21 protein-coding genes, 2 tRNA genes and 1 pseudogene are annotated in these 21,181 nt (G+C 40.7%); 17 read left to right on the top strand and 7 right to left on the bottom strand.

Annotated features, from left to right (window positions below):
• Nucleotides 1-42 precede the first annotated feature (42 nt).
• The 10 genes and pseudogenes from TES1_RS07145 to TES1_RS07100 all read left to right on the top strand — a co-directional run bounded on the left by TES1_RS07145 (nt 43) and on the right by TES1_RS07100 (nt 6,873).
• Nucleotides 43-837, top strand: a complete 795-nt coding sequence (locus TES1_RS07145) for a UbiA prenyltransferase family protein (RefSeq protein WP_042681459.1) — start codon at nt 43-45, stop codon at nt 835-837.
• 1 nt (nt 838) lies between these two features.
• The gene (locus TES1_RS07140; RefSeq protein WP_042681457.1) at nt 839-1,759 is read left to right on the top strand and encodes a lysylphosphatidylglycerol synthase transmembrane domain-containing protein; all 921 of its coding nucleotides are present in this window, start codon (nt 839-841) and stop codon (nt 1,757-1,759) included.
• Nucleotides 1,740-2,876, top strand: a complete 1,137-nt coding sequence (locus TES1_RS07135) for a glycosyltransferase family 4 protein (RefSeq protein WP_042681455.1) — start codon at nt 1,740-1,742, stop codon at nt 2,874-2,876. Before TES1_RS07140 ends, TES1_RS07135 begins: the two co-directional genes overlap by 20 nt.
• 11 nt (nt 2,877-2,887) lie before the next feature.
• Nucleotides 2,888-3,598, top strand: a complete 711-nt coding sequence (locus TES1_RS07130; protein ID WP_042681454.1) for a creatininase family protein — start codon at nt 2,888-2,890, stop codon at nt 3,596-3,598.
• 2 nt (nt 3,599-3,600) lie between these two features.
• Entirely contained in the window at nt 3,601-4,257 is a 657-nt protein-coding gene (locus TES1_RS07125) for a hypothetical protein (RefSeq protein WP_227738474.1), read from the top strand.
• A 43-nt stretch (nt 4,258-4,300) separates the two neighbouring features.
• Complete coding sequence (locus TES1_RS07120; protein ID WP_042681450.1) at nt 4,301-5,110, top strand: hypothetical protein; 810 nt, start codon at nt 4,301-4,303, stop codon at nt 5,108-5,110.
• A gap of 2 nt (nt 5,111-5,112) precedes the next feature.
• Complete coding sequence (locus TES1_RS07115) at nt 5,113-5,853, top strand: ATPase (RefSeq protein ID WP_042681448.1); 741 nt, start codon at nt 5,113-5,115, stop codon at nt 5,851-5,853.
• A 100-nt stretch (nt 5,854-5,953) separates the two neighbouring features.
• A pseudogene (locus TES1_RS07110) lies at nt 5,954-6,265 on the top strand (metal-sulfur cluster assembly factor); the annotation flags it as partial.
• A 105-nt stretch (nt 6,266-6,370) separates the two neighbouring features.
• Complete coding sequence (locus tag TES1_RS07105; protein WP_042681444.1) at nt 6,371-6,577, top strand: ferredoxin; 207 nt, start codon at nt 6,371-6,373, stop codon at nt 6,575-6,577.
• Nucleotides 6,578-6,690: 113 nt separating this feature from the next.
• On the top strand, nt 6,691-6,873 hold the full coding sequence (locus TES1_RS07100) for a ferredoxin (protein ID WP_042681442.1): 183 nt from the start codon (nt 6,691-6,693) through the stop codon (nt 6,871-6,873).
• Nucleotides 6,874-6,917: 44 nt separating this feature from the next.
• Here TES1_RS07100 and TES1_RS07095 read toward each other — a convergent pair whose 3' ends face one another.
• The 4 genes from TES1_RS07095 to TES1_RS07080 all read right to left on the bottom strand — a co-directional run bounded on the left by TES1_RS07095 (nt 6,918) and on the right by TES1_RS07080 (nt 12,522).
• Nucleotides 6,918-8,090 carry a nicotinate phosphoribosyltransferase gene (locus TES1_RS07095; protein WP_042681441.1) on the bottom strand — a complete coding sequence of 391 codons (1,173 nt, stop codon included), beginning with the start codon at nt 8,088-8,090 and terminating at the stop codon, nt 6,918-6,920.
• A gap of 292 nt (nt 8,091-8,382) precedes the next feature.
• A complete protein-coding gene (locus TES1_RS07090) occupies nt 8,383-9,285 on the bottom strand; it encodes an MBL fold metallo-hydrolase (protein WP_042681439.1) in 903 nt (300 codons plus the stop codon).
• A 62-nt stretch (nt 9,286-9,347) separates the two neighbouring features.
• A complete protein-coding gene (locus TES1_RS07085) occupies nt 9,348-11,165 on the bottom strand; it encodes an aldehyde ferredoxin oxidoreductase family protein (RefSeq protein ID WP_042681437.1) in 1,818 nt (605 codons plus the stop codon).
• Between the two features lie 226 nt (nt 11,166-11,391).
• Nucleotides 11,392-12,522, bottom strand: a complete 1,131-nt coding sequence (locus TES1_RS07080; protein ID WP_394296072.1) for a tungsten cofactor oxidoreductase radical SAM maturase — start codon at nt 12,520-12,522, stop codon at nt 11,392-11,394.
• A gap of 101 nt (nt 12,523-12,623) precedes the next feature.
• Between TES1_RS07080 and TES1_RS07075 the strand changes: the two genes are divergently transcribed.
• From TES1_RS07075 to TES1_RS07060, 4 genes are all read left to right on the top strand, one after another.
• Nucleotides 12,624-12,701 (top strand) — tRNA-Arg (locus tag TES1_RS07075).
• A 188-nt stretch (nt 12,702-12,889) separates the two neighbouring features.
• Complete coding sequence (dph5, locus tag TES1_RS07070) at nt 12,890-13,690, top strand: diphthine synthase (protein ID WP_042681435.1); 801 nt, start codon at nt 12,890-12,892, stop codon at nt 13,688-13,690.
• 43 nt (nt 13,691-13,733) lie between these two features.
• Nucleotides 13,734-13,811, top strand: a tRNA-Val gene (locus TES1_RS07065).
• A gap of 144 nt (nt 13,812-13,955) precedes the next feature.
• Nucleotides 13,956-14,099, top strand: a complete 144-nt coding sequence (locus TES1_RS07060) for a C2H2-type zinc finger protein (protein ID WP_042681433.1) — start codon at nt 13,956-13,958, stop codon at nt 14,097-14,099.
• Nucleotides 14,100-14,204: 105 nt separating this feature from the next.
• Here TES1_RS07060 and TES1_RS07055 read toward each other — a convergent pair whose 3' ends face one another.
• Both TES1_RS07055 and TES1_RS07050 read right to left on the bottom strand, forming a co-directional pair.
• Nucleotides 14,205-15,218 carry a cell wall-binding repeat-containing protein gene (locus tag TES1_RS07055; RefSeq protein ID WP_042681432.1) on the bottom strand — a complete coding sequence of 338 codons (1,014 nt, stop codon included), beginning with the start codon at nt 15,216-15,218 and terminating at the stop codon, nt 14,205-14,207.
• 46 nt (nt 15,219-15,264) lie between these two features.
• The gene (locus TES1_RS07050; protein ID WP_042681430.1) at nt 15,265-15,942 is read right to left on the bottom strand and encodes a metal-dependent hydrolase; all 678 of its coding nucleotides are present in this window, start codon (nt 15,940-15,942) and stop codon (nt 15,265-15,267) included.
• A gap of 293 nt (nt 15,943-16,235) precedes the next feature.
• Between TES1_RS07050 and acs the strand changes: the two genes are divergently transcribed.
• Genes acs through TES1_RS07035 form a run of 3 tightly spaced genes read left to right on the top strand, consistent with a single transcriptional unit; the run spans nt 16,236 to nt 20,163 of the window.
• Nucleotides 16,236-17,600 (top strand): acetate--CoA ligase alpha subunit, encoded by a 1,365-nt coding sequence (acs, locus tag TES1_RS07045; protein ID WP_042681427.1) that lies wholly within the window; start codon nt 16,236-16,238, stop codon nt 17,598-17,600.
• 12 nt (nt 17,601-17,612) lie between these two features.
• A complete protein-coding gene (gene iorA, locus TES1_RS07040; RefSeq protein WP_042681426.1) occupies nt 17,613-19,550 on the top strand; it encodes an indolepyruvate ferredoxin oxidoreductase subunit alpha in 1,938 nt (645 codons plus the stop codon).
• 1 nt (nt 19,551) lies between these two features.
• The gene (locus tag TES1_RS07035) at nt 19,552-20,163 is read left to right on the top strand and encodes an indolepyruvate oxidoreductase subunit beta (RefSeq protein ID WP_042681424.1); all 612 of its coding nucleotides are present in this window, start codon (nt 19,552-19,554) and stop codon (nt 20,161-20,163) included.
• A gap of 13 nt (nt 20,164-20,176) precedes the next feature.
• On the opposite strand, the gene TES1_RS07030 is transcribed toward TES1_RS07035, so the two are convergent.
• Nucleotides 20,177-21,181, bottom strand: a complete 1,005-nt coding sequence (locus tag TES1_RS07030; RefSeq protein ID WP_042681422.1) for a histone deacetylase family protein — start codon at nt 21,179-21,181, stop codon at nt 20,177-20,179.

Raw genomic sequence — 21,181 nt, 5'->3', positions numbered from 1 at the left:
ACACTTATAAACCTTTTTCAGAAGATGTTCAGTGGTGGGAATATGTTACGAGCTGTGATAAAAAACACCAGAATACTTGATGGTAAATCGTTTATAGGAATGGGACTGCTTGGCTTGGTAATGAATCTCAGATATAATTCTGATTTTAAAAGTGCTGTTATAGTCGTGATATCACTAATATTGTATGTTGCATATGCTTTTGCTATAAATAATTGCTTTGATGTAGATACTGATTTAGTGAACCCTAGGAAGAGAAATAAAAATCCAATAGCTAGTGGAGAGCTCAGCTTTGGGATAGGGATTTTGTCCTCGATTACAATTGCAATTTTAGGGATATTATTTGCGGCTTTCCTTGGGTATAAAGAGCTCTTAATCTACGTTTCAATGATACTCCTAGCTACTCTTTACTCAGCACCCCCGAGACTTAAGGCACAACCTATCCTAGATGTCATATCACATGGAATATTTTTTGGAGCAATGCCCTTCCTCTATGGTGCATACTTCGATGGAGTTTTAACGAAATACGAGATTGCAATAGGTTTGGCTCTCTTGTTTTATTCATTCTCGATGGAACTTAGGAATCATCTTGAAGATTATGAAAGTGACTTGAAAGCAAATTTAAGGACGACTCCAATTGTTATTGGCAAAAGTCTATCAGAAAAGCTCGTCATGATATTTTCAGGCGCTTCGATAGCTCTTCTCCTGGTGACTTTAAACATCCCCCTTGGTGTCTTTGGAATTATGGTGGCTGGAATCAAAGTTAATTACAGAACTCTTGATGGAATTGTTGTTTTCCTTTTAGCTCTGCATGCTTTAAGGACATTACTGGGGGCATAGTATGAACAAAAAGAGATTGTTTGCTTTAATTGCTCTCTTAATATCCCTTGCCTATCTTTACAAAAATATTGATATTAGCGAGCTTAAATTAGCTCTAAAAACAGCCTCCCATGAGTATCTCCTTGTAGCTTTTATGCTCTCTGTTCTTACAGTACTCTTGTCATCTCTTAGATGGTATTTGTTTTTAAGAGAAGTGCAAAAAACAAGCTTCAAAAAAACTTTCAAAGCTTTTATTAGTGGATATTATTTGATGACAATTCTTCCTCCAAGCGTGGGGCATATAGCAAAGGTTAAGCTCGTTGGAGGAGATTACTTCAAAGCTTTATCATCGCTTGTAATTGGATTAAGTACGGAATTTTTGGTTGTTCTTTCTTTTGCTCTGATCTTTGTTGGATTTACAAAGTTTGGAATACTTGGGTTAGTTCTTATTTTAATTGCCCTTATATATGAGAAAGGTGTATACAAAGCTCTTGACTCTCTGCTGAAGCTTTGGGAGAGTTTTGGCTTTAAAGGGTTGATCTGCACCATTAGGAGCTATTTAGGGCGAACCTATGAAGGATGGAGCAAGGCAAAAGAGAATAAAGTTATTTTTCTATTATCTTTCTTGCTTTCCGTAACTATAATTCTCCTTCAAGTTTTTGGAATTATCATAGTTGGAAAAGCGTTCAATTTAGAAATTTCAATGAAAGGGGCTTTATATGGATTCTTAATGAGTGTACTATTTGCTTCCGTTAGCGGCATTCCTGCAGGGTTTGGAGCAAATGAGTTTGGACTTGTTCTTGGAATTGGTGTTTCAACAAAAGCCACAGTAACAGCCTTTGTTTATAAATTCCTTTTCCAGTATATATACTCGATAGTAGGAGCGGTAATGTTTTACGAAGCTTTAGGTGAAGGTGATAAAAATGAGAATAGCTCTTGTTAGCGACTGGTATTATCCAAAAATCGGTGGTGTTGCAAGTCATATGCACCATTTAGCATTAAAACTTAGAGAAATGGGGCATGAAGTTGCTATCGTTACCAACAACAGAGAAACTGGAAAGGAAAAAGAATTAGAAGAGAATGGGATTGAACTCATAAAAATCCCAGGTGTTGTGAGCCCAATCCTTGAAGTGAATATTTCCTATAGCCTAAAATCGACAAAAGAACTCAATGAGTTCTTAAGCGATTTTGATGTCGTTCACTCCCATCATGCATTCACGCCCTTAGCTTTAAAGGCGGCAAAAGCTGGAAGAGAGATGGGAAAAGCGACAATACTAACAACTCACAGTATTTCTTTTGCTCATGAATCAAAGCTCTGGGAAGCTTTGGGTTTGACGTTCCCCATGTTCAGCAATTACTTAAGGTACCCTCATAAGATAATTGCAGTTAGCAAGGCTGCCAAAGCGTTTATAGAACATTTTACGGATACTCCGATAGAAATTATTCCAAATGGAGTTGATGATAAACTTTTCACACCAAACTGGAATAAAGAAGAAATTAAAGCTGAGTTTGGAATTGAAGGGAAGGTTGTCCTATATGTAAGCAGGATGAGTTACCGAAAAGGACCACATATTCTTATCAATGCCTTCTCAGAAATTGAAGATGCAACTTTGGTTATGGTGGGCTCTGGAGAAATGCTTCCATTTTTAAGAGCACAGGTAAAATTTTTGAGAATTGAAGATAAGGTTAAATTCTTAGGGTATGTAGACAATAAGATGCTACCAAGGATTTTTGGGATGGCGGATATATTTGTTCTCCCTTCAATAACAGCTGAGGCATTTGGAATTGTTATACTGGAAGCCATGGCATCAGGTTTGCCTGTTATTGCAACAAATGTTGGGGGAATTCCTGAAATTATAAGGGAGAGCGAAAGTGGACTTTTAGTTCCTCCGGGTAATGAACTTGAGCTAAGAAAAGCAATTCAAAAGCTTCTCATTAATGAGGATCTTAGAGAATGGTTCGGAAGCAATGGTAGGAAGGCTGTAGAAGAGAGATATTCCTGGGATAAGGTTGCAAAACGGATTGAAAAAACTTATGAAGAAATTCTCTCAAAAATCTAGAGGGGATTAAAATGCGCATGGAAAAATTAACATGGGATGAGTTTAATGAAATTAGAAAGAAAGTTGACACTGTAATTCTTCCAATCGGCAGTGTTGAAGCTCATGGGAAACATTTACCTCTCGGAACTGATGTATTCGCTCCAGTTGAGATAGCGAAAAGGGTTGAAGCTAAGCTGAAAGAAAAGGGAAAAGAAATTTTAATTGCTCCTCCAATCTGGTATGGACACAGTTTTGTCCTCAATATTTTTCCGGGAACTATAAATGTTAAGGCTGATACTTTGAGGAGATATGTTCGTGATGTTATGGAAGAGTTTGCAGAAGAGGGATTCAGAAGAATTATCTTGCTAAATGGACATGGTGGAAACTATTATCCGCTTGTTGAAGCTAGCGAAGAAGTAGCTGAGAAATACGATGTTGAAATCTGGCTTATAAATTGGTGGATCGACTTTAGGGAAGACATTCTAAGCATATGCTCTTCTCAAGGGCATGCTGGGGAAGATGAGACCTCTGTTATTTTGGCAATAAAGCCTGAACTGGTTAAGATGGAAAAAGCTGAGGGTAAGAAGAGAACTTCAAAAGTCAGAATAATTAGGAAGGATATTGCCCTCGAGTTGTTTCCAAACGGTGTAAATGACAATCCCAAAGGAGCTACAAAAGAAAAAGGTGAGGCAATCTTAGATGTTGTTAGTGAAAAGATTGCTCGTCTTATATTGGAGCGTTGAACATGGTGGGTATGGAGAAAGTATTTGAGGAGATAGAAAGGCGGATAAAAAGATTAGAAGCAGAAATTGAGCTAGCTGAAAAAAGACTTAAATTGCTTGAAGAGACCGGGGCTGCTTATAAATACCAGATTTGGGAGAAAAGGGAGAGTTACTTGGAGTATTACTTAGTATTCGCCGTAATATGGATAATGATGGGCTTGATGCTTGTCCTTTATATTAAAAATAAATATGTTCAGAGAATTACACCTCCTCTAACTCCATACCTGATCCTAGCATTGGTTTTGATTTTCCTTCCTTTGATCTATATGCTCTGGGACTTCATGCACAAAGAAGAAATTGAAAACTCACTAGAGTATTTGAACAAAAAAGAAAAAAATGCCCAGATTGTTTTGAATGAATTTTATCGTCCACTAAAAGAGGCATTGGAAAAGGGAGACGAAGAAAAACTTTGTTATATTGCTGATAACCTCCTAACCAGCCCCAGATTGGCAAAAGCCATAGAGGAGACTAATGAAGGAGACCCAAAAGTGATGGCGTATGCCCTTTATCTATATTTGAACAGGGATAAGGATATTAAAGATGAAATCGAGAAAACAGTAAAAATCCTAAGAAACAAACCGCTGAAAGTTCTTCTTTCTTTTCTCCTTGAGAGGGATTGAGAAACTTTATAACTTCTTCTTTTAACTATCTTTGGGGATACAAATGAGATTCGAAGTTCTAAGTAAGGAGGATATGATTGAGCTTTCAAAGGAACTCAGCAAAGCTGGAATTATGAACAAAACAAAAGAGGAGCTTGGCTGGGAAATCCAGCACTTTATTATGATTAGGGGAAAATACTCCGAGTTAGTTGCAAAAAGTGAGGATTTTGACGTTATTGACGAAAAGCTTGGCGAGATTCAGCAGACTTTTGAGAGACTTCTGGAAAAGTGGCAGGTTGGAGAAGAGAAAGAAATTAGTGAATTATTTGATGAAGTTGATATAAACAGACTCGTGGTTTTATCAGCGCTGATTGAGGGGGGATATGTTGTAGGGGAAGAGAAACTGAAACTTATGAAAAAACCCAAGCTCGATGATTTGGTTATTGAGCTGAGGTTTCCAATAGATGAGGTTGAGGAATTTTTAGATGAGCTCGAAGAAAAGATGGGCGCAAAGCTAATAACTGAATTCACTTTTATGAAAAAATATTATGTTGAAGTTCTTGAAGTTGAAAGGGATTTAATTCAAGGGGCTCTTGAGATAGCGGAGCAGTATGCAACTGAGGAATCTTTAGTGGAAGCGATGTTTACAGGAGTGGCAAAATCAGTTCTGGCAGAGATTATTCTTGAGTTAGTTAAACAAAAAAATAAGAAAAATGAGCTCATTGAGACCTTGCTTGAAAGGGAACCTATCATAATAGATGGAAAGAGAGAAAAGATAAACATTTACTTTGACGAAGAAGCTTTGGAGGATATCCTCAAAGAGCTACAAAGCTTGGGATACATTAAGATTAAGGGTAACAGAATCTGGTGGTGACTTTGCTTAAAATAGTTGGGGATAATTTCATAAAGCGTTACAGACTGGAGCAATCCATTGAAGCCCTTGAAAAAGTTAGGGGAGAGATTAGTGAGCAAAGCTATGAAAGATTGAAAGCATTAGTTGAGTATAGGCTTTTTGGCAAAGAATTTGATAGAACTCCTATTGACGAAAAAATAGTGGTTGCGTTTTCCGCTGGTAGCGACAGCACTGCAACAGTAAAAATTCTTAGATGGGCAGGCTTTGAAGTAATTCCAGTTATGGCGAGGCTACCTCAAATAAGAGAACCTGTTCTCTTGAATGCTCAATCTTATGGTGCTGTTTTTGTTGAGATTCCCAATTATATGGAAGTAATAAGTGAGCAAATCAAGAAAGGTGCTCCAATCTGTGGTAAATGTCACTCAATGATAATGGAAGCTGTTAAAGATTATGCAAAGAAAGAGGGGATTAAAATAGTAGCTTCTGGAGATCTGCTAAGTGTGGGAAGCATTTCAATATACTCGGAAGGAGAAGTGGTTAAGTTAAACTTTCCAGCTTTTCTTGCTATTGATAAGAGAGAAGCAATAAACATCTTAGGGAGGAAATATGCTCTTGGATTCGGATGTTCTCTTTGGAAATCAGCTGCTCATAAATCGCCAATTTTAAAGAGATTTGCTATTCAGCGAGTTTTAAGAGAATTGAGAGCTGGGGCAATAGATGAGGATATTGCAAGAAAACTTATATTTGACATATTGAGGAAATGAACACGGCATTTTAATAATAACCAAAAATGACCCAAAAGGTTTAAATTTGTTATCCAAGAGGGAAGTTTAGGTGAAGGAAATGAGTGAAGAGGAGAAAGTTAAAGATGTTAAGCTCAGCAAGGAGGTTATATTAGAAAAGCTTAAAGAAGTTGTTGACCCTGAGATAGGTATCGATGTTGTCAATTTAGGTTTGATTTACGAACTTGACATTAGACCAGATAACACGGTTTATGTAAAGATGACAATGACAACTCCAGGATGTCCATTAACTATGTGGCTTTTAAAAGCTGTTGAAGAGAAAATACTCGAAATTCCTGGAGTTAAAGATGCGGAGATTGAGCTAACTTTTGATCCACCATGGACACCTGAGAGAATAAGTGAAGAATATAAGAAAAAACTGGGTCTTCTTTAAATAAAATCACAACTATCTTTCTTTTATCTTAAAGTTTTTGACTTCTAGGAGTATTTAACGAAAGGTTTATATCCATAGGTTTACAATATTTTTCTGGTGATACCAATGGCCAAGTGGAAAGTTTGGGTTGATAGGGATGTTTGTATTGGGGATGCTATCTGTGCAAGCCTCTGTCCAGATGTCTTTGAAATGGATGATGAAGGAAAGAGCTTTGCAAAGATTGAACTAATTGATGAGAGCTTGTATGATTGTGCCAAAGAAGCAGCTGAGGCATGTCCAGTCAGCTGTATTCACATTGAGCAAATAGAGTGATGTGCTCGCTTTCAACTTTTTTAATTTTCTCGATTATACACCTTTGGTTATCGAAATTCTTTTAAGCTTATACTTCCCTTTTTCTCTTGGAAACTGCTTTGGAGGTGCTAGAAATGAAGGTTAAGGTCGATAAGGACACATGCATTGGATGTGGAGTTTGTGCAAGCATCTGCCCAGATGTTTTTGAAATGGATGACGATGGAAAGGCTAAGACTCTTGTAGAAGAGACAGACCTCGAGTGTGCAAAAGAAGCAGCTGAGAGCTGCCCAACAGGAGCAATTATCATTGAGGAGTGATTTTTCTCTTCTCACTTTTTATGTTGTTAAAAAGAAAGAAAGGTTTACTCTAAGCTGAGGTTGAATTTTTTGGCCTGCTCTAGGACATATTCTCTGATTTCCCTTGCCTTAGGCAGTTCTGCAACTATTTCACCATCTTTGATGAGTGGTTTTAGCAAGGGTTCTACTTTTGTTCCACATATTGGACAGCGTTCAAGCTTTTTATCAGCTGGAACTCTATGATAATGGCCATTTTCACATCTATACACTTGTTTCCTTCCGCTCAACTTACCGCGTTTAGTTATTGGTCTCCCTTCTATTTCCACAATGTCAAGAGAGAAATCAACGGGCTTTGCTGAGGCTATTGAACCACCAACTCCAAAGGCATCAGCAACATCCACAAGCTCTTTTATGCTTTCTTCATCAAGTCCGCCGCTGAGGAAAATCTTAACATGGCTGTATCCCCTTAAGTCAAGCTCCCAGCGGACCTCTTCAACTATTTTCCTAAAGTTTCCTCTTCTTGAGCTTGGAGTGTCTAAGCGGACAGCAAATAATCTTTCACCTAAGGCTTCAGCTGCCATCAACGCTTCAAACTTCTCGTCACAGAAGGTGTCAATTAACGCTGTTCTTGGAACTTCTGGTTCAACAACCTCGTCAAAGTACTTCCACGCCTTCACCTGGTCTCCAACTGTAAGAATCAGGGCATGTGGCATTGTTCCAACGGGTTTTTCACCGATCATTTCAGCTCCTAAAACACCACTTACTCCGTCACAACCTCCTATAAAAGCTGCCCTATCTATCATTGGAGCTATGGCCGGATGCATATGCCTTATCCCGAATGAATAGATGGGCTTAAACTTTGCAGCTATTTTTACTCTTAAGGCTGCTGTTGCAATTCCGCTCGCTTGACTGAGCATCCCTAATAAAGCAGTCTCATAAATTCCAAACTCCTCATAATAACCCTCAATTTGCATAACTGGTTCGTACGGATGGAATATTGTTCCCTCTGGCATAGAATAAACATTCACTGGTAGTCCTTCTAAAAGTTTAGCAACCTCTTCCACTCCAGCCAAAACTCCCCACTTCCATCCCTTAGGAAGAGAAGTTGTTGAAACATCTGCAAGAACCTTTTTGTGAATGCCTTTTGCTTCAAGTATCTTCTTTGTCCTGATGAAATAAACATCAGTAGTTCTTCCAGCTTTTATATCATCTTCATGGGCAATGTAAAAGTCTTTCATTTTCTCACCTCCGATGCTTTAACTTTTACATTAAGCAAATTTAGAGTTTTTGGTTTTGATTGTGATAAAAGAATTGTAGCTGCTCTGTTCGACTTCAACATTAGGGAGAGAAAATGAAAGTTTGCATCCTCTATGGCACAAAGAGAGTTCAACTGAAATGATAGCTAGCTGGACGAAGAGGCAAAAAAAGACAAAGCTAAAGTTGGTTGGCAAAAGTTATGCTGAAAAAGCGCATTATGTTGGCTCTTTAATGAGGCACATTAGAAGCCAAATTGTGAGAAACATTTAGAAGTCAAATCTTGAAAGGCAGCTCTGCATCCTCTCCTTTCTCAATCTTGTGCAGCTCTTTTCTGTAAGCTTCCAGTGGTTTATCTTCTCTTTTGAGGAACCTTGCAAAAGTTAAAGGATCTTTCTCAAGCTGGGCAAAGAACTCCAGATAGCGTTTGTCTCTGATCAAATGATGGTCAAGGATTACCTGAGCGTTGGTCTCTTTTATAATCTCATTTAGGTTCTTTAAGCCTGTATTCCAGGCGTCTTTAACTCTATAACCTTCCAAATACGTTGGAGGACCTCCTGTGATGAGGATATCCGGCATCTGCTTTATTATCCATTCCACAGCTTTCCTATTTAAAAGCTGAATATCACTTGCGTGAACCAATCTCTTCGTTCCATCATCAACCATGACCATGATGACAAAGCCAAGTTTAGTTCCCTCACTCCCATGGGAAACCGCTGGAGAGAACTCCATTATAAACTCTCCAAAGTCAAAGAACCTTCCATCTGCATATTCAATCTTTTTAGCAATCTTTTCCGCCTCTTTAAGGAAATTCCAGGCTCTTTTCCGCTGACTGAAGTTTATGTTTTCCTTTGGATGCTTAATAAGCAAAATCTTTCCCTCATAAACTTCTCTTGCCTTTTCTGGAGATGAGCTTTCATAAATTCCTTCAAAGAAAGGCGTGTGGTGGTCATAATGGTAATGAGAAATTGTTACTATGTCCGCTTTTTTGGCATAAGATTGTATTCTCTCCCTTGCTTTCATCAGTGCTTCGAGCTCAGCTTTTGCTGGGGGTAAAGAGTAGCGCTTAGGTCCTAAAGCCGCTCCAGGATCAATAAGAATTCCAGTTTTGCCAATTTTAACATAAGTTGCTAAACTCCTGACACCCAAGCTCTCAGATGCTAAGGGGATTATTTTCATAAGACCACCAAGAAAAGAACTGCAGAGGAAAATAAAAAGGCAACGGTAGAAGAGGAAAGAAATCAGGCAACCTCTTCAAGTCCAAGCTCTTTAATTTTCTCCTCTGGAACCTTACCGTCTTCTGTCCATCCTCTAAGTGCATAATATCTCGGAAGCATTTCCTTGAGTCTAACGACATGTCCCTTGTTTGGTCCCTGTTTAACAGGCTCCTCAAGGAGTCTCTTCGGCAATGTGTCTTCCTTGAGTGGATCAAGCCCTGCTTTGAGGTTGAAGAGTCTCTCTGCGTTCCAGATTCTCTCACCGATCTTGAGGTATTCCTCAGTTGTGAAGTCCCAGCCAAGAGCGGCGTTAAGCATGTCCCTGTAATCATCTGCGCCAAGTCCGAATGTTGTGAAGAGACATAGTCCTGCTGCATCAATTAATGCTGTCAAGTCTTGGAATAGTATGACCATTTTCACTTTCTCGTCGCTTATGTCGTGTGGATCCATCTTGTATGGGTATCCCAATATTTCTGGGCTGATCATGTACTGTTTGATGTGACATCCTCCTCTGTTGTTGGTTGCATAACCAAGCCCGTGACCTTCGGCACCTCTTGGATCGTAAGCTGGTAGCTCTTGCTTCTTAACACCCATGAAGTACTCAACGCCGTTGAATTTCTCAGCAACTCTGTAACCGCCTTCAGCTAGGATGTCTCCAAAGCCTTTTCTAAATGTAAGCTTTTCAATGTAGTAGTGGAGAACCTCTGTATTTCCAAACCTGAGTGGTGGTGCATCTCCTATGTCCTCGGGCTTTATGAGACCTCTCTCATAGAGCTCCATTGCCGTTGCTAAAGTACCACCTGTTGAGATTGTATCCAGTCCGTACTCATCACAGAGGTGATTTGCTTCAATGATGCTTGCAAGGTCATTTATGCCAAGGTGTGCACCGAGAGCCCAGATGCTTTCATACTCTGGTCCTTCAGTCTCTCCGAGGGTTGGTAGAACGTTAACTCTTCCACATCCAATTGGACATGCAAAACATGGCTTGTTTCTGACCAAGTACTTTGCTCTCATGGCCTCACCGCTTTGTTCCTCAGCATACTCGAACTGGCTATCTTGGAAGTTTCTTGTTGGATAGAGACCATTTGAATTGATGATGTTAACCAGAACAGCTGTTCCATATGTTGGCAGTCCTCCACCGGCAACCGGGTCTTTCTTGAGCTTCTCAATCTTCTCCTTGACAACACTTGTGAACTTCTGCCTGTCAGCAATCTCAACTCTCTTGTGGCCTCTAACGACTATGGCCTTAAGGTTCTTTGAACCCATTACAGCACCGACACCGCCTCTACCTGCTGCTCTGTGTCCGTTGTTCATCACAGCTGCGAATCTAACTAAGTTTTCACCAGCTGGTCCAATTGATGCAATCTGTACCCTCTTGTCGCCAACTTCTTCTGTGAGGATCTTTTCAGTTTCACTGACGACTTTACCCCATACGTGTGAGGCATCTCTCAGCTCAACTTGGTCATCGTTTATGTAGAGGTACACAGGGTGATCTGCTTTGCCTTCGAAGATTATGGCATCCCATCCAGCAAATTTAAGCTCTGCACCGAAGAATCCACCAGAGTTTGCCATGGCTATATAGCCAGTAAGCGGGCTTTTTGTAATAACCATGTATCTACCGCCTGTTGGGGCAGTTGTTCCTGTCAGTGGACCTGTTGCAAAAATCAACTTGTTCTCTGGGCTAAATGGGTCAACTGTTGGGTCCATCTCCTTCAGTAGGAAATAGACACCAAAACCTCTAGTTCCAAGCCATTTTTGGGCAAATTTCTCATCGAACTTCTCTTCACTAATCTTTCCTGTTGTCAAGTTTACCCTCAAAATTTTACCATGGTATCCGAACATATTTGGAACCCCCTAGATATTGTCGAATAATTTTAGGTATTTTATGGCTAATAAACTTGACGAAAGCAAACCCGTTTATGGACGAAAGTATTGTTAAATTGATTTGTTTTCATATCATATCTGGACAATAACAAACAAATTATCCAGACTCATTAAAATTCGGGAATAATAAATAGCAAGGATAAAGAGTAAAAATATAACAAAATAAAGCTTGGCATATTATAAGTTACCAGAAACCTTTGACACCTTTTTCTGGAATTGGACACATGACAATTCTTCTGGCCCATAAACAATCGCCGCAGCTTGGAGTGTTACTCCAGCAATCTGCATTTGTGTCCTCAACAAAGTTGCATGAATCAACAAGCGGGCAATCCGTACATGATGGATACAGGGCATTTTTTACAACAAATCTAAACCATGTGTAGTCCTTACTTGTCCAGATTTCTTTAAGGGATTTTTCTTTAACATTTCCAAAAGAGTAGGCGTATACTTTTTTCTCTCTACCGAAGATTACCTCCGGATATGTGTGAAGGAAGCGATAGCATGGAGCAACTTCCCCATCCCATCTCACTACTGCGGCTTTCTTTTCCACAAAGTCACAGTGTCTCTCTGTTCTTAATTCAAATTCTGGCAATTTAAGAAGGAAATGCTTGTAAGCTTTGGCATGGAGATCATTAATGTAAGGTTGCAGATCAACACTTCCATCATAGACTATTTGGTCTGCATGCTTCTTCTCTATTGGGACTATATTTGAGAAAAGCAGCACATCAATACCTAAATCTCCAAGATAGTCAGCTATATGGGACATCTGCCAGTAATTTTCTTTTGTTACAACGACTTCAACACCTATGTGGGGGAAATCCTTTCCTTGACGCTTTTTTTCTTCAACAATCTTTTTTATTCTATCAACTGCGACACTTGGCATAATATGCCCTATTTTAGTTTCTTGTGTTGGTATAGCATCTAGCGAGATATAAATTAAGTCAACACCTAACTTTACAAGCTCTTTGATTTTCTTGTCCGTGAGGAGGAATCCGTTGGTTGACATCCCCAAAGCATATCCTCTCTTTTTAACTTCTTTTACCATGTCCATGAAGCGTGGGTGGACAGTTGGCTCACCTATGCCCCCGAAATATATCATCTCGAGCTCTGGAAATTCCTTAGCATCATCGAGGATTTTTAAGAAAAGATTATAGTCCATGTCTCCTTCTTTGTCTTCCCAGTACTGCTTAAAGCACATCTCACATCTTAGATTACAGCGGTTCGTTATTTCAATATAGAGATATTTTAAGTCTGGCTCTTTTGGAATTAAAATCAAACTATTATCAAAACTGAATCTATGCATGTCACCTTTCATACCACATCACTGAAAAGAAAAAAGATTCATTTGAATATATAAACTTTGGGCAACAAAGTTGACCCCTAGATTTTTAAGGCAAAATTAATAACTTGTGCTGAGGGCCCGTAGCTTAGTCTGGATAGAGCGCCGGCCCCCGGAGCCGGAGGTCGCGGGTTCAAATCCCGCCGGGCCCGCCAACAAACTTTCGTCAGAAAAGTTTGGCCAAAATCTGTTCATCCTCTTTAAGGACTGGTTTCTAATCTAAAAAGATAAAATAACTCTTTTAGGCCATCTAAAGAGGCACATAGCTTGATCAGACTTTCCTAAAGTTTGTGCCAAACAAACTTAAAAACAGACCTATCAAGTATAGAGCGGTGAAGTGAAAATGGCGATCTACTTCATAGGTTTGGGACTATACGATGAAAAGGATATCACGCTCAAAGGTCTTGAGATAGCGAGAAAATGTGATTTGATCTTTGCAGAATTTTACACATCTCTGCTTGCAGGGACGACAATAGAGAGGATCGAGGAGCTTATTGGAAAGCCGATTAGAGTTTTAAATAGGGAGGAAGTAGAGCTGCATTTTGAGAAAATTGTTTTAAGTGAGGCTAAAAACAAAGACGTCGCATTTTTAACAGCTGGTGATCCGATGGTGGCAACAACTCATGCCGATTTAAGAATTAGGGCAAAGCAAATGGGGATTGAAAGCTATGTAATCCATGCTCCCTCCATTTACTCAGCTGTTTCAATCACGGGCTTGCAGATTTACAAGTTTGGTAAAAGCGCAACAGTCGCTTATCCAGAAAAGAATTGGTTTCCAACGAGCCACTACGACGTGATAAAGGAGAACAAGGAAAGAGGGCTACACACATTGCTTTTCCTCGATATAAAAGCAGATCAAGGGAGATACATGACAGCAAACGAAGCGATGGAGATTCTTCTTCAAGTTGAGGAGATGAAGAAGCAGAATGTATTTACGCCTGAAACTTTTGTAGTAGTCCTAGCAAGGGCTGGTTCACTAACTCCGACGCTCAAAGCTGGCTACGTGAAGGATATGATAAAAGAAGACTTTGGAAAGCAGCCTCACATAATGGTAGTCCCAGGAAGGTTGCACATAGTCGAGAAAGAGTATCTTGTGACATTTGCTGATGCTCCGGAAGAGATACTTAAGCGGAGAGATTTATAGCGAAAGCTTTATATTTTTCGCTCTTTTCATTATTGCCGGGAATGGGCCCGTGGTCTAGACTGGTTATGACGCCGCCCTCACAAGGCGGAGGTCCGGGGTTCGAATCCCCGCGGGCCCACCATTACAGCCCTTGCTTGCGCAAGCGCTGGCGGAAAGTTTCTGACTGTTCTGATGCTTTAATAGTTTAACCTTTTGATCAAACTTCACACAACCAAAGTAAAGCTTAAAAATCAAGTCTAAAAATCAAAGCACGGGGGGTGGAGAGATGGCGGTGTTGAAGGCAATAAAAGTCAAGGACAGGGATGGTGAGATATTCTTTAGATGCCCAAGATGTGGAATGGTCTTTAAGAGAAGCAAAGATTATATTAAGCACATAAACAGAGCACACGGCCATCTCTTTAAAAAATGAACCCTTTTCTTAATTTTTATTAAGGAGGAAACCAAAAATTCTAAAGGGGATGAGGAAACAGCCAGGACCCTGAGTTGTGATGAGCGGTTGGGCTTATCCGACCGGCTACTCCTTGAGATTTATTTCCTTTATTAGCTTTACTATAAACGTCTTTCCAACTTTTTCTCTTGTAACCAACTGCTTCTTCTCGAGCTCTTGAACTATTCTGCTCACTGTAGGTCTTGAGTATCCAGTCAGCTCTGGTAAGTCCTCCTGCTTTACTTTTCCACCCTTCTCGAGTATTGCTTTAACAACTATCCTTTCCTTTTCAGTTAAAACTTCAATTGGAACTCTATTTGCTGCCCATCTCTTCTTTGCCCAGTAGAGAATTATTGGGACGGCGATTGCAAGTGATATCACAGCACCGATAACAACCCATGGAATTGGAGAAGGTTCTTCTGGCTTGGAAATCGGCAGAGGTTCTATTTGATGACCCATCCAGTATGTCTCATACCCCATTTCTTGAAGTTTCTTCTCAATAGTTTCATTTAGTCCTGTTCCAATTATTATCACTAATCTTGGATGAAGCTTTTTTAATCCTGCTATCGTATGCTCTGATAAGTCATTTTCCAAAGTTAGGAGTAAAGGAAGCTCATATTCCATTGCAAATTTTGCTGCTGCTAAAGCTGAACCATAATCCATGGCACTCGCCAGCACAACTGTGCTGGAACCTTGGGGATAGAACGCAACTGCAAGTTTTTCGGCAGTTTCTGTTCTTACTTCTCCCCCTATTCTTGTGACACTAAAGCCGAGAGACAAAAGTTCGTCTTCAACTTCCTTACTCACTGCGTTTGAGTTCCCGATGATCAGAACATTTCTCCATCCAAGCTGAGCGTAAGAATATAATTGTGCCCTAGTTTTTTCATCAAGCATTTTGGGATTAACCGGAAGAATGGGGGCGTTTGTTTTTTTGGAATAAGGAAGTGCCACAATATAATCAATTAGATCATCATTCCTGACAATTATCAAATCATACTGGGGTTTATTTTCCTGCGCTTTTACAGGAAAAAGAGTAAGGCTCACCAGGGATACTGCCAGCAATATGAGCAATGAAAGTGAAACCCAGCCTTTATTCTTCAATCTTACCACCAGAATAAAGCTAAAAGAAAAGAGTTTAAAAGGTTTTTCAAAGCTCGAAGGTTTCTCCTGGCTTGAGGATTATGACTTCTGCTTTGTCGCCAACAAGCTTCTTGAATTTCTCTGGGTCTTGTGCAATTGGCGGCCAGGTGTTGTAGTGCATTGGAATAACATATTTTGGTTTTAGAAGTTCAACAGCTTTTGCTGCTTCTTTTGGCCCCATTGTGAAGTGTCCTCCAATTGGAAGCAGAGCGACATCAATTCCATAAAGCTCAGCAAACAGCTCCATGTCCTTAAAAACGTAGGTATCTCCAGCGTGATAAATTGTTACACCATCAATCTCCACAATGTATCCGCAGGCATTGCCTACCATGAAGTTCTCATCTGCTCCGCTTGAGTGCCAAGCGGGGACTTGGACAATCTTAACTCCATCAATCTCAGTTGGGCCGTAGTTCATTCCAATTGTTGTTATGCCCCTGTTCTTCTCAACGAGGTAGTTCGCTATGTCATACATTGCTACAATCTTTGCTCCAGTTTTCTGTGCAATTTTCACAGCATCACCAACATGGTCACCATGCATGTGAGTAACTAAGATTAAATCAACTCTGTCAAAGTCCTCTGGCTTTGCAGCTGCAGCTGGATTTCCTGTTAAGAATGGGTCAATGAGAATTCTTTTGCTTCCCTCAATCTCAAAGGCTGCATGTCCTAAGAACTTTATTTTCACCATCTTTATCACCTCCAGAAGCCTCATGTGAGAATAATAACAAAAGATTACTTAAACGTTTCGAAAAGCCAGCTAAAAATTTTTGGGTGAGAGGTAAGTGTGGTATTGTTTTGGGGTTATTGATGTCTGTCTAAATGAAAGATTTCCAGGTAAAACTTTACATATCTTTGCACATTAGTGTTGTTTTTGCCTCATTAGGGAATATTCTCCTTTATTTGTGCTCAAAAACGTCTAACTGTCTGTTTTCGGAAAGCTTATATAGACTTTTACCGATGTAAAATTCGGTGATTGTAACAATGACATTTGATTATTTTTTCAAACCTAAAGCAATAGCTGTAATTGGCGCTTCTAATGATCCTTTAAAGCTCGGCTATGAAGTTTTTAAGAACCTCAAAAAGTACAAGGACGGCAGAGTTTACCCAGTAAACGTAAAGGATGAAGTTGTTCAAGGAGTTAAAGCTTACAAGAACGTCAAAGACATTCCAGATGAAGTAGATTTGGCAGTAATCGTTGTTCCTAAGAAATTTGTAAAGCAGACAGTAATTGACTGCGGCGAAAAGGGAGTGAAAGGAATTGTTCTCATTACAGCTGGATTTGGAGAAACTGGGGAAGAGGGAAAAAAGGAAGAGAGAGAACTCGTTGGGATCGCTCACCAATACGGCATGAGGATTATCGGTCCAAACTGTGTCGGAATTATGAACACTCACAACAACATGAACGCAACATTCATAATGGATGCAAAGAAAGGGGACATAGCATTTGTTTCTCAGAGCGGAGCTCTTGGAGCTGGAATTGTTTATAAAACTGTTAAGGAAGGAATTGGATTTTCTAAGTTTATAAGCATTGGAAACATGGCTGATGTTGACTTTTCAGAGCTCATGGAGTACTTAGCAGACGATCCAGAGAGCAAAGCAATAGCTTTGTACATTGAAGGTGTCAAAGACGGAAGAAAGTTCATGGAGGCTGCTAGAAAAGTTACCAAGAAAAAGCCTGTCATTGTTCTCAAGGCTGGAAAGAGCGAGAGTGGGGCGAGGGCTGCTTCAAGCCATACAGGTTCATTAGCTGGAAGTTACAAGATTTATGAAGCAGCATTTAAGCAGACCAGCATTTTAGTTGCAAATACAATTGATGAGATGCTCAGCATGGCAAGAGCGTTTACTCAGCCTATTCCACAGGGTAACAGAGTTGCAATTATGACAAACGCTGGCGGTCCTGGAGTATTAACGGCTGATGAGATTGACAAGCACGGGCTTAAGCTAGCCAACTTAAAGGAGGAGACAATGCAAAAACTTAGAGAGTTCTTGCCGCCAATGGCTGCTGTTAAGAATCCAGTGGACATGATAGCAAGCGCAAGGGGGGAAGAGTATTACAAGACTGCTAAGCTCCTTTTGGAGGATGAAAATGTTGATATGCTCATTGCAATTTGTGTTGTACCTACATTTGCTGGAATGACTCCAACGGAGCATGCTGAAGGTGTTATAAGAGCTGTGAAGGAAGTTAACAACGGAAAGCCTATTTTAGCGTTGTTTATGGCTGGCTATGTCAGCGAGCCGGCTAAAGAACTCCTCGAGAAAGAAGGTATTCCGGTTTATGAAAGACCTGAAGATGTGGGAATAGCGGCATATGCCCTTTGGGAAATCGCAAGGAGAAGAAACAAATGAGAGGTGTTGTAGATGGCAAAAGTTACTGACATAGTTTTGTGGGATAAGCCTGGGGAAAAAGTTCTCCTTTTAGGAAATCACGCAATCGCAAGAGGTGCCCTTGAGGCAAACATAGCTGTTTTCGCAGCTTATCCTGGAACGCCGAGTTCTGAGCTTACAGACACAATGGCTGCTGTTGCAGAGAAGGCAGGCGTTTATATGGAGTATTCAACAAACGAGAAGGTTGCATTTGAGACAGCCTTAAGTGCAGCATGGTCTGGACTGAGGGCTATGACAGCAATGAAGCACGTCGGATTGAACGTTGCCGCGGATAGTTTCATGACTGTCTCTTACATGGGTGTTGAAGGTGGATTTGTCATAATGGTTGCTGATGATCCAAGCATGTGGTCATCACAAAACGAGCAAGATACAAGGATTTTTGCAAAGTTTGCCCAAGTTCCAGTTCTTGAGCCTTCAAGCCCCCATGAAGCAAAAGAAATGACAAAATACGCCTTTGAACTGAGTGAGAAGTTCAAGCAGATGGTTATTCTGAGGACAACAACAAGAATTTCACACGCAAGGGGAGATGTTGTTTTAGGGGAGCTTCCTGAAGAGATAAAGCTTGGTAAGAGAAAGTTCGGTAAGTTTGAGAAAAATCCAGAGCGATTTGTTGATATCCCAGCGTTTCAGAGAAAGAAGCATTCATGGGTTCTCGAGACAATTGAAAAAATGAGAGAAGAACTAGCAGAATGCCCATTCAACTGGATTGAGGGCAAAGAAGATGCTAAAGTAGGTATCATAGCCCCTGGATTGGCTTACTCATATGTAAAAGAAGCTTTAACATGGCTTGGCGTTGATGATGTAAAAGTCCTAAAGCTTGGCACACCATTCCCCGTGCCCTATCGTCTGCTTGAGAAGTTCTTTGATGGATTGGAGAGAGTTCTCATAGTTGAAGAGCTTGAGCCGGTTGTTGAGGAACAGGTTAAGGTATGGGCATTCGACAACGGAATAAGAATTCCAATTCATGGAAAAGACTACGTTCCGAGAGTTCTTGAAATGACAACAAGAAGGGCTGTAACTGCAATAGCGAAATTCCTTGGACTTGAGACCCCAGTTGACTTTGAGAGTGTTGATGAGAGGTACAAGAAAGTCTCAGCCATCGTTCCACCGAGACCTCCAAGCCTGTGTCCAGCATGTCCTCACAGGAACACTTTCTATGCAATCAGAAAAGCCGCCGGTTCAAGAGCAATATTCCCAAGTGACATTGGATGTTACACGCTTGGTGTCCTTCCGCCGCTTAAAACAGTTGACACAACGATAGCCATGGGCGGCTCAATTGGTGTTGCTCACGGATTGGATGTTGCATTAAACGGAGTTCCTGGTGAGAAAGAGACCAATGAGAAAAAGAGAATCATCGTTGCCACAATTGGTGACTCAACATTCTTCCACACAGGACTGCCAGCTTTAGCAAACGCAATCTACAATCGCTCAAATGTCGTCATAGTGGTTATGGACAACCTTGTTACAGCAATGACCGGAGATCAGCCCAACCCTGGAACCGGGGACACACCACACGGTCCAGGCAAGAGGATTCTCATTGAAGACGTTGCAAAGGCTCTTGGAGCAGACTTCGTTGAAGTAGTTGACCCGTATGACATAAAGGCAACTTATGAGGTAATGAAGAAGGCAATTGAGACGGAAGGAGTGAGTGTGGTTGTTGCAAGAAGAGTGTGTGCTCTTCACCATATAGGACAGATGAGAAGGAAAGGGGAGAAGTGGCCAATCTACACTGTAAATGAAGAGAAGTGTACAGGCTGTAAGATTTGTATCAACGCCTATGGCTGTCCAGCAATTTACTGGGACGCTGAGAAGAAGAAAGCCAAAATTAATCCGCTCATGTGTTGGGGATGTGGCGGATGTGCACAGGTCTGTCCATTCGGAGCATTTGAGGTCATGAAGGAGGGTGAGTGAGATGGTTAGTGAGTACAACATTGTCATCACTGGTGTTGGTGGTCAGGGAATTCTTACAGCTGCTAACCTATTGGGCTGGGCTGCCCTTCATGCTGGTTACAAAGTGAGAGTTGGTGAGGTTCATGGAATGAGCCAGCGTTTCGGTTCAGTCATTGCTTACGTCAGATTCGGTGAAGATGTCTATGGTGCAATGGTTCCAGAAGGAAAAGCCGATGTTATCTTGGCTTTTGAACCAGTTGAGGCTCTTAGATACATCAACTACCTCAAAGAAGGCGGGTTAGTTATAGCAAACTCAAATCCGATTCCACCAGTTCAGGTTTCAATGGGCTTAGCGACATATCCAAGCATGGAGGAAATCAAAAAGATCATAGAAGAGGACTTTAAAGGTAAGCTAATCACTTTAGATGCTGAAAAATTGGCTTTGGAAGCTGGAAATGTCATCACGACAAACGTCGTCCTCATTGGAGCCTTAACTCAAACACCAGGATTCCCGTTGAGTGCTGAACACGTTAAGGAAGTTATCAGGCTTAGCGTTCCAAAGAAGGCAGTTGATGTCAATATGAAGGCCTTCGAGCTTGGTGTCAAAGCCGCTAAGGAATTGCTTGGGCTTTAAGGTCTTTTCTTTTTTAAATCTCCCACCATTCCCTCAGAATCTCTTTAACTTTTCCAACAACTTTAAGAGCCTCGTAACTTGGTTTTATAGTCTCTTCCTCAGTTTCACCTTTGAGGTATCCTTCAATGAATGCTGGTAGTCCTTTTTCAAGTCCTATACTATAACCTCCTTCAAGAACCACAGCGAGGCTGTAACCAGAAAGACTTGTCCCGGCAAATCTATAAAACTCCTCTGTTAGCTGAATTGTTGCTAAACCATCACCCTTAAATGCATCAAAGCCTGCTGAAATCAAAATAACCTTTGGTTTGACTTCATTTACGATGGGCATAACTATCTCATGCCATGCGAAGATATAATCGTCATCGCCTGAATAAGAGGTCATTGGGATGTTTATCTTCGTTCCTTCTGCCTCTTTTCCACCAACTTCCCATTCATAACCGCTCCACGGATAAATGTCCCTCTCGTGGAGGTCTATGTGTACAACATTTGCATCATTCCAAAATATCTCCTGAGTTCCGTTGCCATGATGGACGTCAAAATCTATAATTAATGCGTTACCTTCGAGGGTTTCAAGGAGCTTAGCTGCTCCAGCAACGTTGTTGAAGATGCAGAAGCCCAAAGTGGAGGCATAGAATGCTCTGCCGCTTTTTCCAGCATGGTGTCCGGGCGGTCTCACTAAAGCTAAGAAAATTCCTTTTTCCTCCAAAGCTATGAGGGCCGCTTCTCTTGCCGCCCCAAATGCATAAAGCGCTGCATCCCATGTTTTTTCACATATGTAAGTATCTGGGTCTATGTAATGAAATCCGATTTGTGAAGCTTTTCTTATCTTCTCAACATAATTCTCAGAATGGACCTCTAAAATCTCGTCAATGCTTGCTGGCGTTGGTTCAACGATATTTTTCCATATGTTTTTGGCCTTTAACCCTGCAATTGCAAAATCCAATCGTTTGGGGTTCTCTGGATGATAATTAAGGGGTTTGTGTTCTTTGAAGATAGGGGAGTAGAGAATCTTGAACAT

This window comes from Thermococcus paralvinellae, from assembly GCF_000517445.1.
Lineage (GTDB): Archaea > Methanobacteriota_B > Thermococci > Thermococcales > Thermococcaceae > Thermococcus_B > Thermococcus_B paralvinellae.
The sequence above is the reverse complement of the archived record's forward strand: the minus strand, read 5'-3'. Positions and strand labels throughout refer to the sequence as shown.

What these genes read in the sequence shown, in the direction of transcription:
- TES1_RS07090 (WP_042681439.1), bottom strand. Translation starts at nt 9,285, where the DNA reads ATGAAAATAATCCCCTTAGCATCTGAGAGCTTGGGTGTCAGGAGTTTA.
- TES1_RS07120 (WP_042681450.1), top strand. Translation starts at nt 4,301, where the DNA reads ATGAGATTCGAAGTTCTAAGTAAGGAGGATATGATTGAGCTTTCAAAG.
- acs (WP_042681427.1), top strand. Translation starts at nt 16,236, where the DNA reads ATGACATTTGATTATTTTTTCAAACCTAAAGCAATAGCTGTAATTGGC.
- dph5 (WP_042681435.1), top strand. Translation starts at nt 12,890, where the DNA reads ATGGCGATCTACTTCATAGGTTTGGGACTATACGATGAAAAGGATATC.
- TES1_RS07100 (WP_042681442.1), top strand. Translation starts at nt 6,691, where the DNA reads ATGAAGGTTAAGGTCGATAAGGACACATGCATTGGATGTGGAGTTTGT.
- TES1_RS07140 (WP_042681457.1), top strand. Translation starts at nt 839, where the DNA reads ATGAACAAAAAGAGATTGTTTGCTTTAATTGCTCTCTTAATATCCCTT.
- TES1_RS07035 (WP_042681424.1), top strand. Translation starts at nt 19,552, where the DNA reads ATGGTTAGTGAGTACAACATTGTCATCACTGGTGTTGGTGGTCAGGGA.
- TES1_RS07050 (WP_042681430.1), bottom strand. Translation starts at nt 15,942, where the DNA reads ATGGTGAAAATAAAGTTCTTAGGACATGCAGCCTTTGAGATTGAGGGA.
- TES1_RS07135 (WP_042681455.1), top strand. Translation starts at nt 1,740, where the DNA reads ATGAGAATAGCTCTTGTTAGCGACTGGTATTATCCAAAAATCGGTGGT.
- TES1_RS07105 (WP_042681444.1), top strand. Translation starts at nt 6,371, where the DNA reads ATGGCCAAGTGGAAAGTTTGGGTTGATAGGGATGTTTGTATTGGGGAT.
- TES1_RS07095 (WP_042681441.1), bottom strand. Translation starts at nt 8,090, where the DNA reads ATGAAAGACTTTTACATTGCCCATGAAGATGATATAAAAGCTGGAAGA.
- TES1_RS07130 (WP_042681454.1), top strand. Translation starts at nt 2,888, where the DNA reads ATGCGCATGGAAAAATTAACATGGGATGAGTTTAATGAAATTAGAAAG.
- TES1_RS07145 (WP_042681459.1), top strand. Translation starts at nt 43, where the DNA reads ATGTTACGAGCTGTGATAAAAAACACCAGAATACTTGATGGTAAATCG.
- TES1_RS07085 (WP_042681437.1), bottom strand. Translation starts at nt 11,165, where the DNA reads ATGTTCGGATACCATGGTAAAATTTTGAGGGTAAACTTGACAACAGGA.
- TES1_RS07060 (WP_042681433.1), top strand. Translation starts at nt 13,956, where the DNA reads ATGGCGGTGTTGAAGGCAATAAAAGTCAAGGACAGGGATGGTGAGATA.
- TES1_RS07030 (WP_042681422.1), bottom strand. Translation starts at nt 21,181, where the DNA reads ATGTTCAAGATTCTCTACTCCCCTATCTTCAAAGAACACAAACCCCTT.
- TES1_RS07080 (WP_394296072.1), bottom strand. Translation starts at nt 12,522, where the DNA reads ATGAAAGGTGACATGCATAGATTCAGTTTTGATAATAGTTTGATTTTA.
- iorA (WP_042681426.1), top strand. Translation starts at nt 17,613, where the DNA reads ATGGCAAAAGTTACTGACATAGTTTTGTGGGATAAGCCTGGGGAAAAA.
- TES1_RS07125 (WP_227738474.1), top strand. Translation starts at nt 3,601, where the DNA reads ATGGTGGGTATGGAGAAAGTATTTGAGGAGATAGAAAGGCGGATAAAA.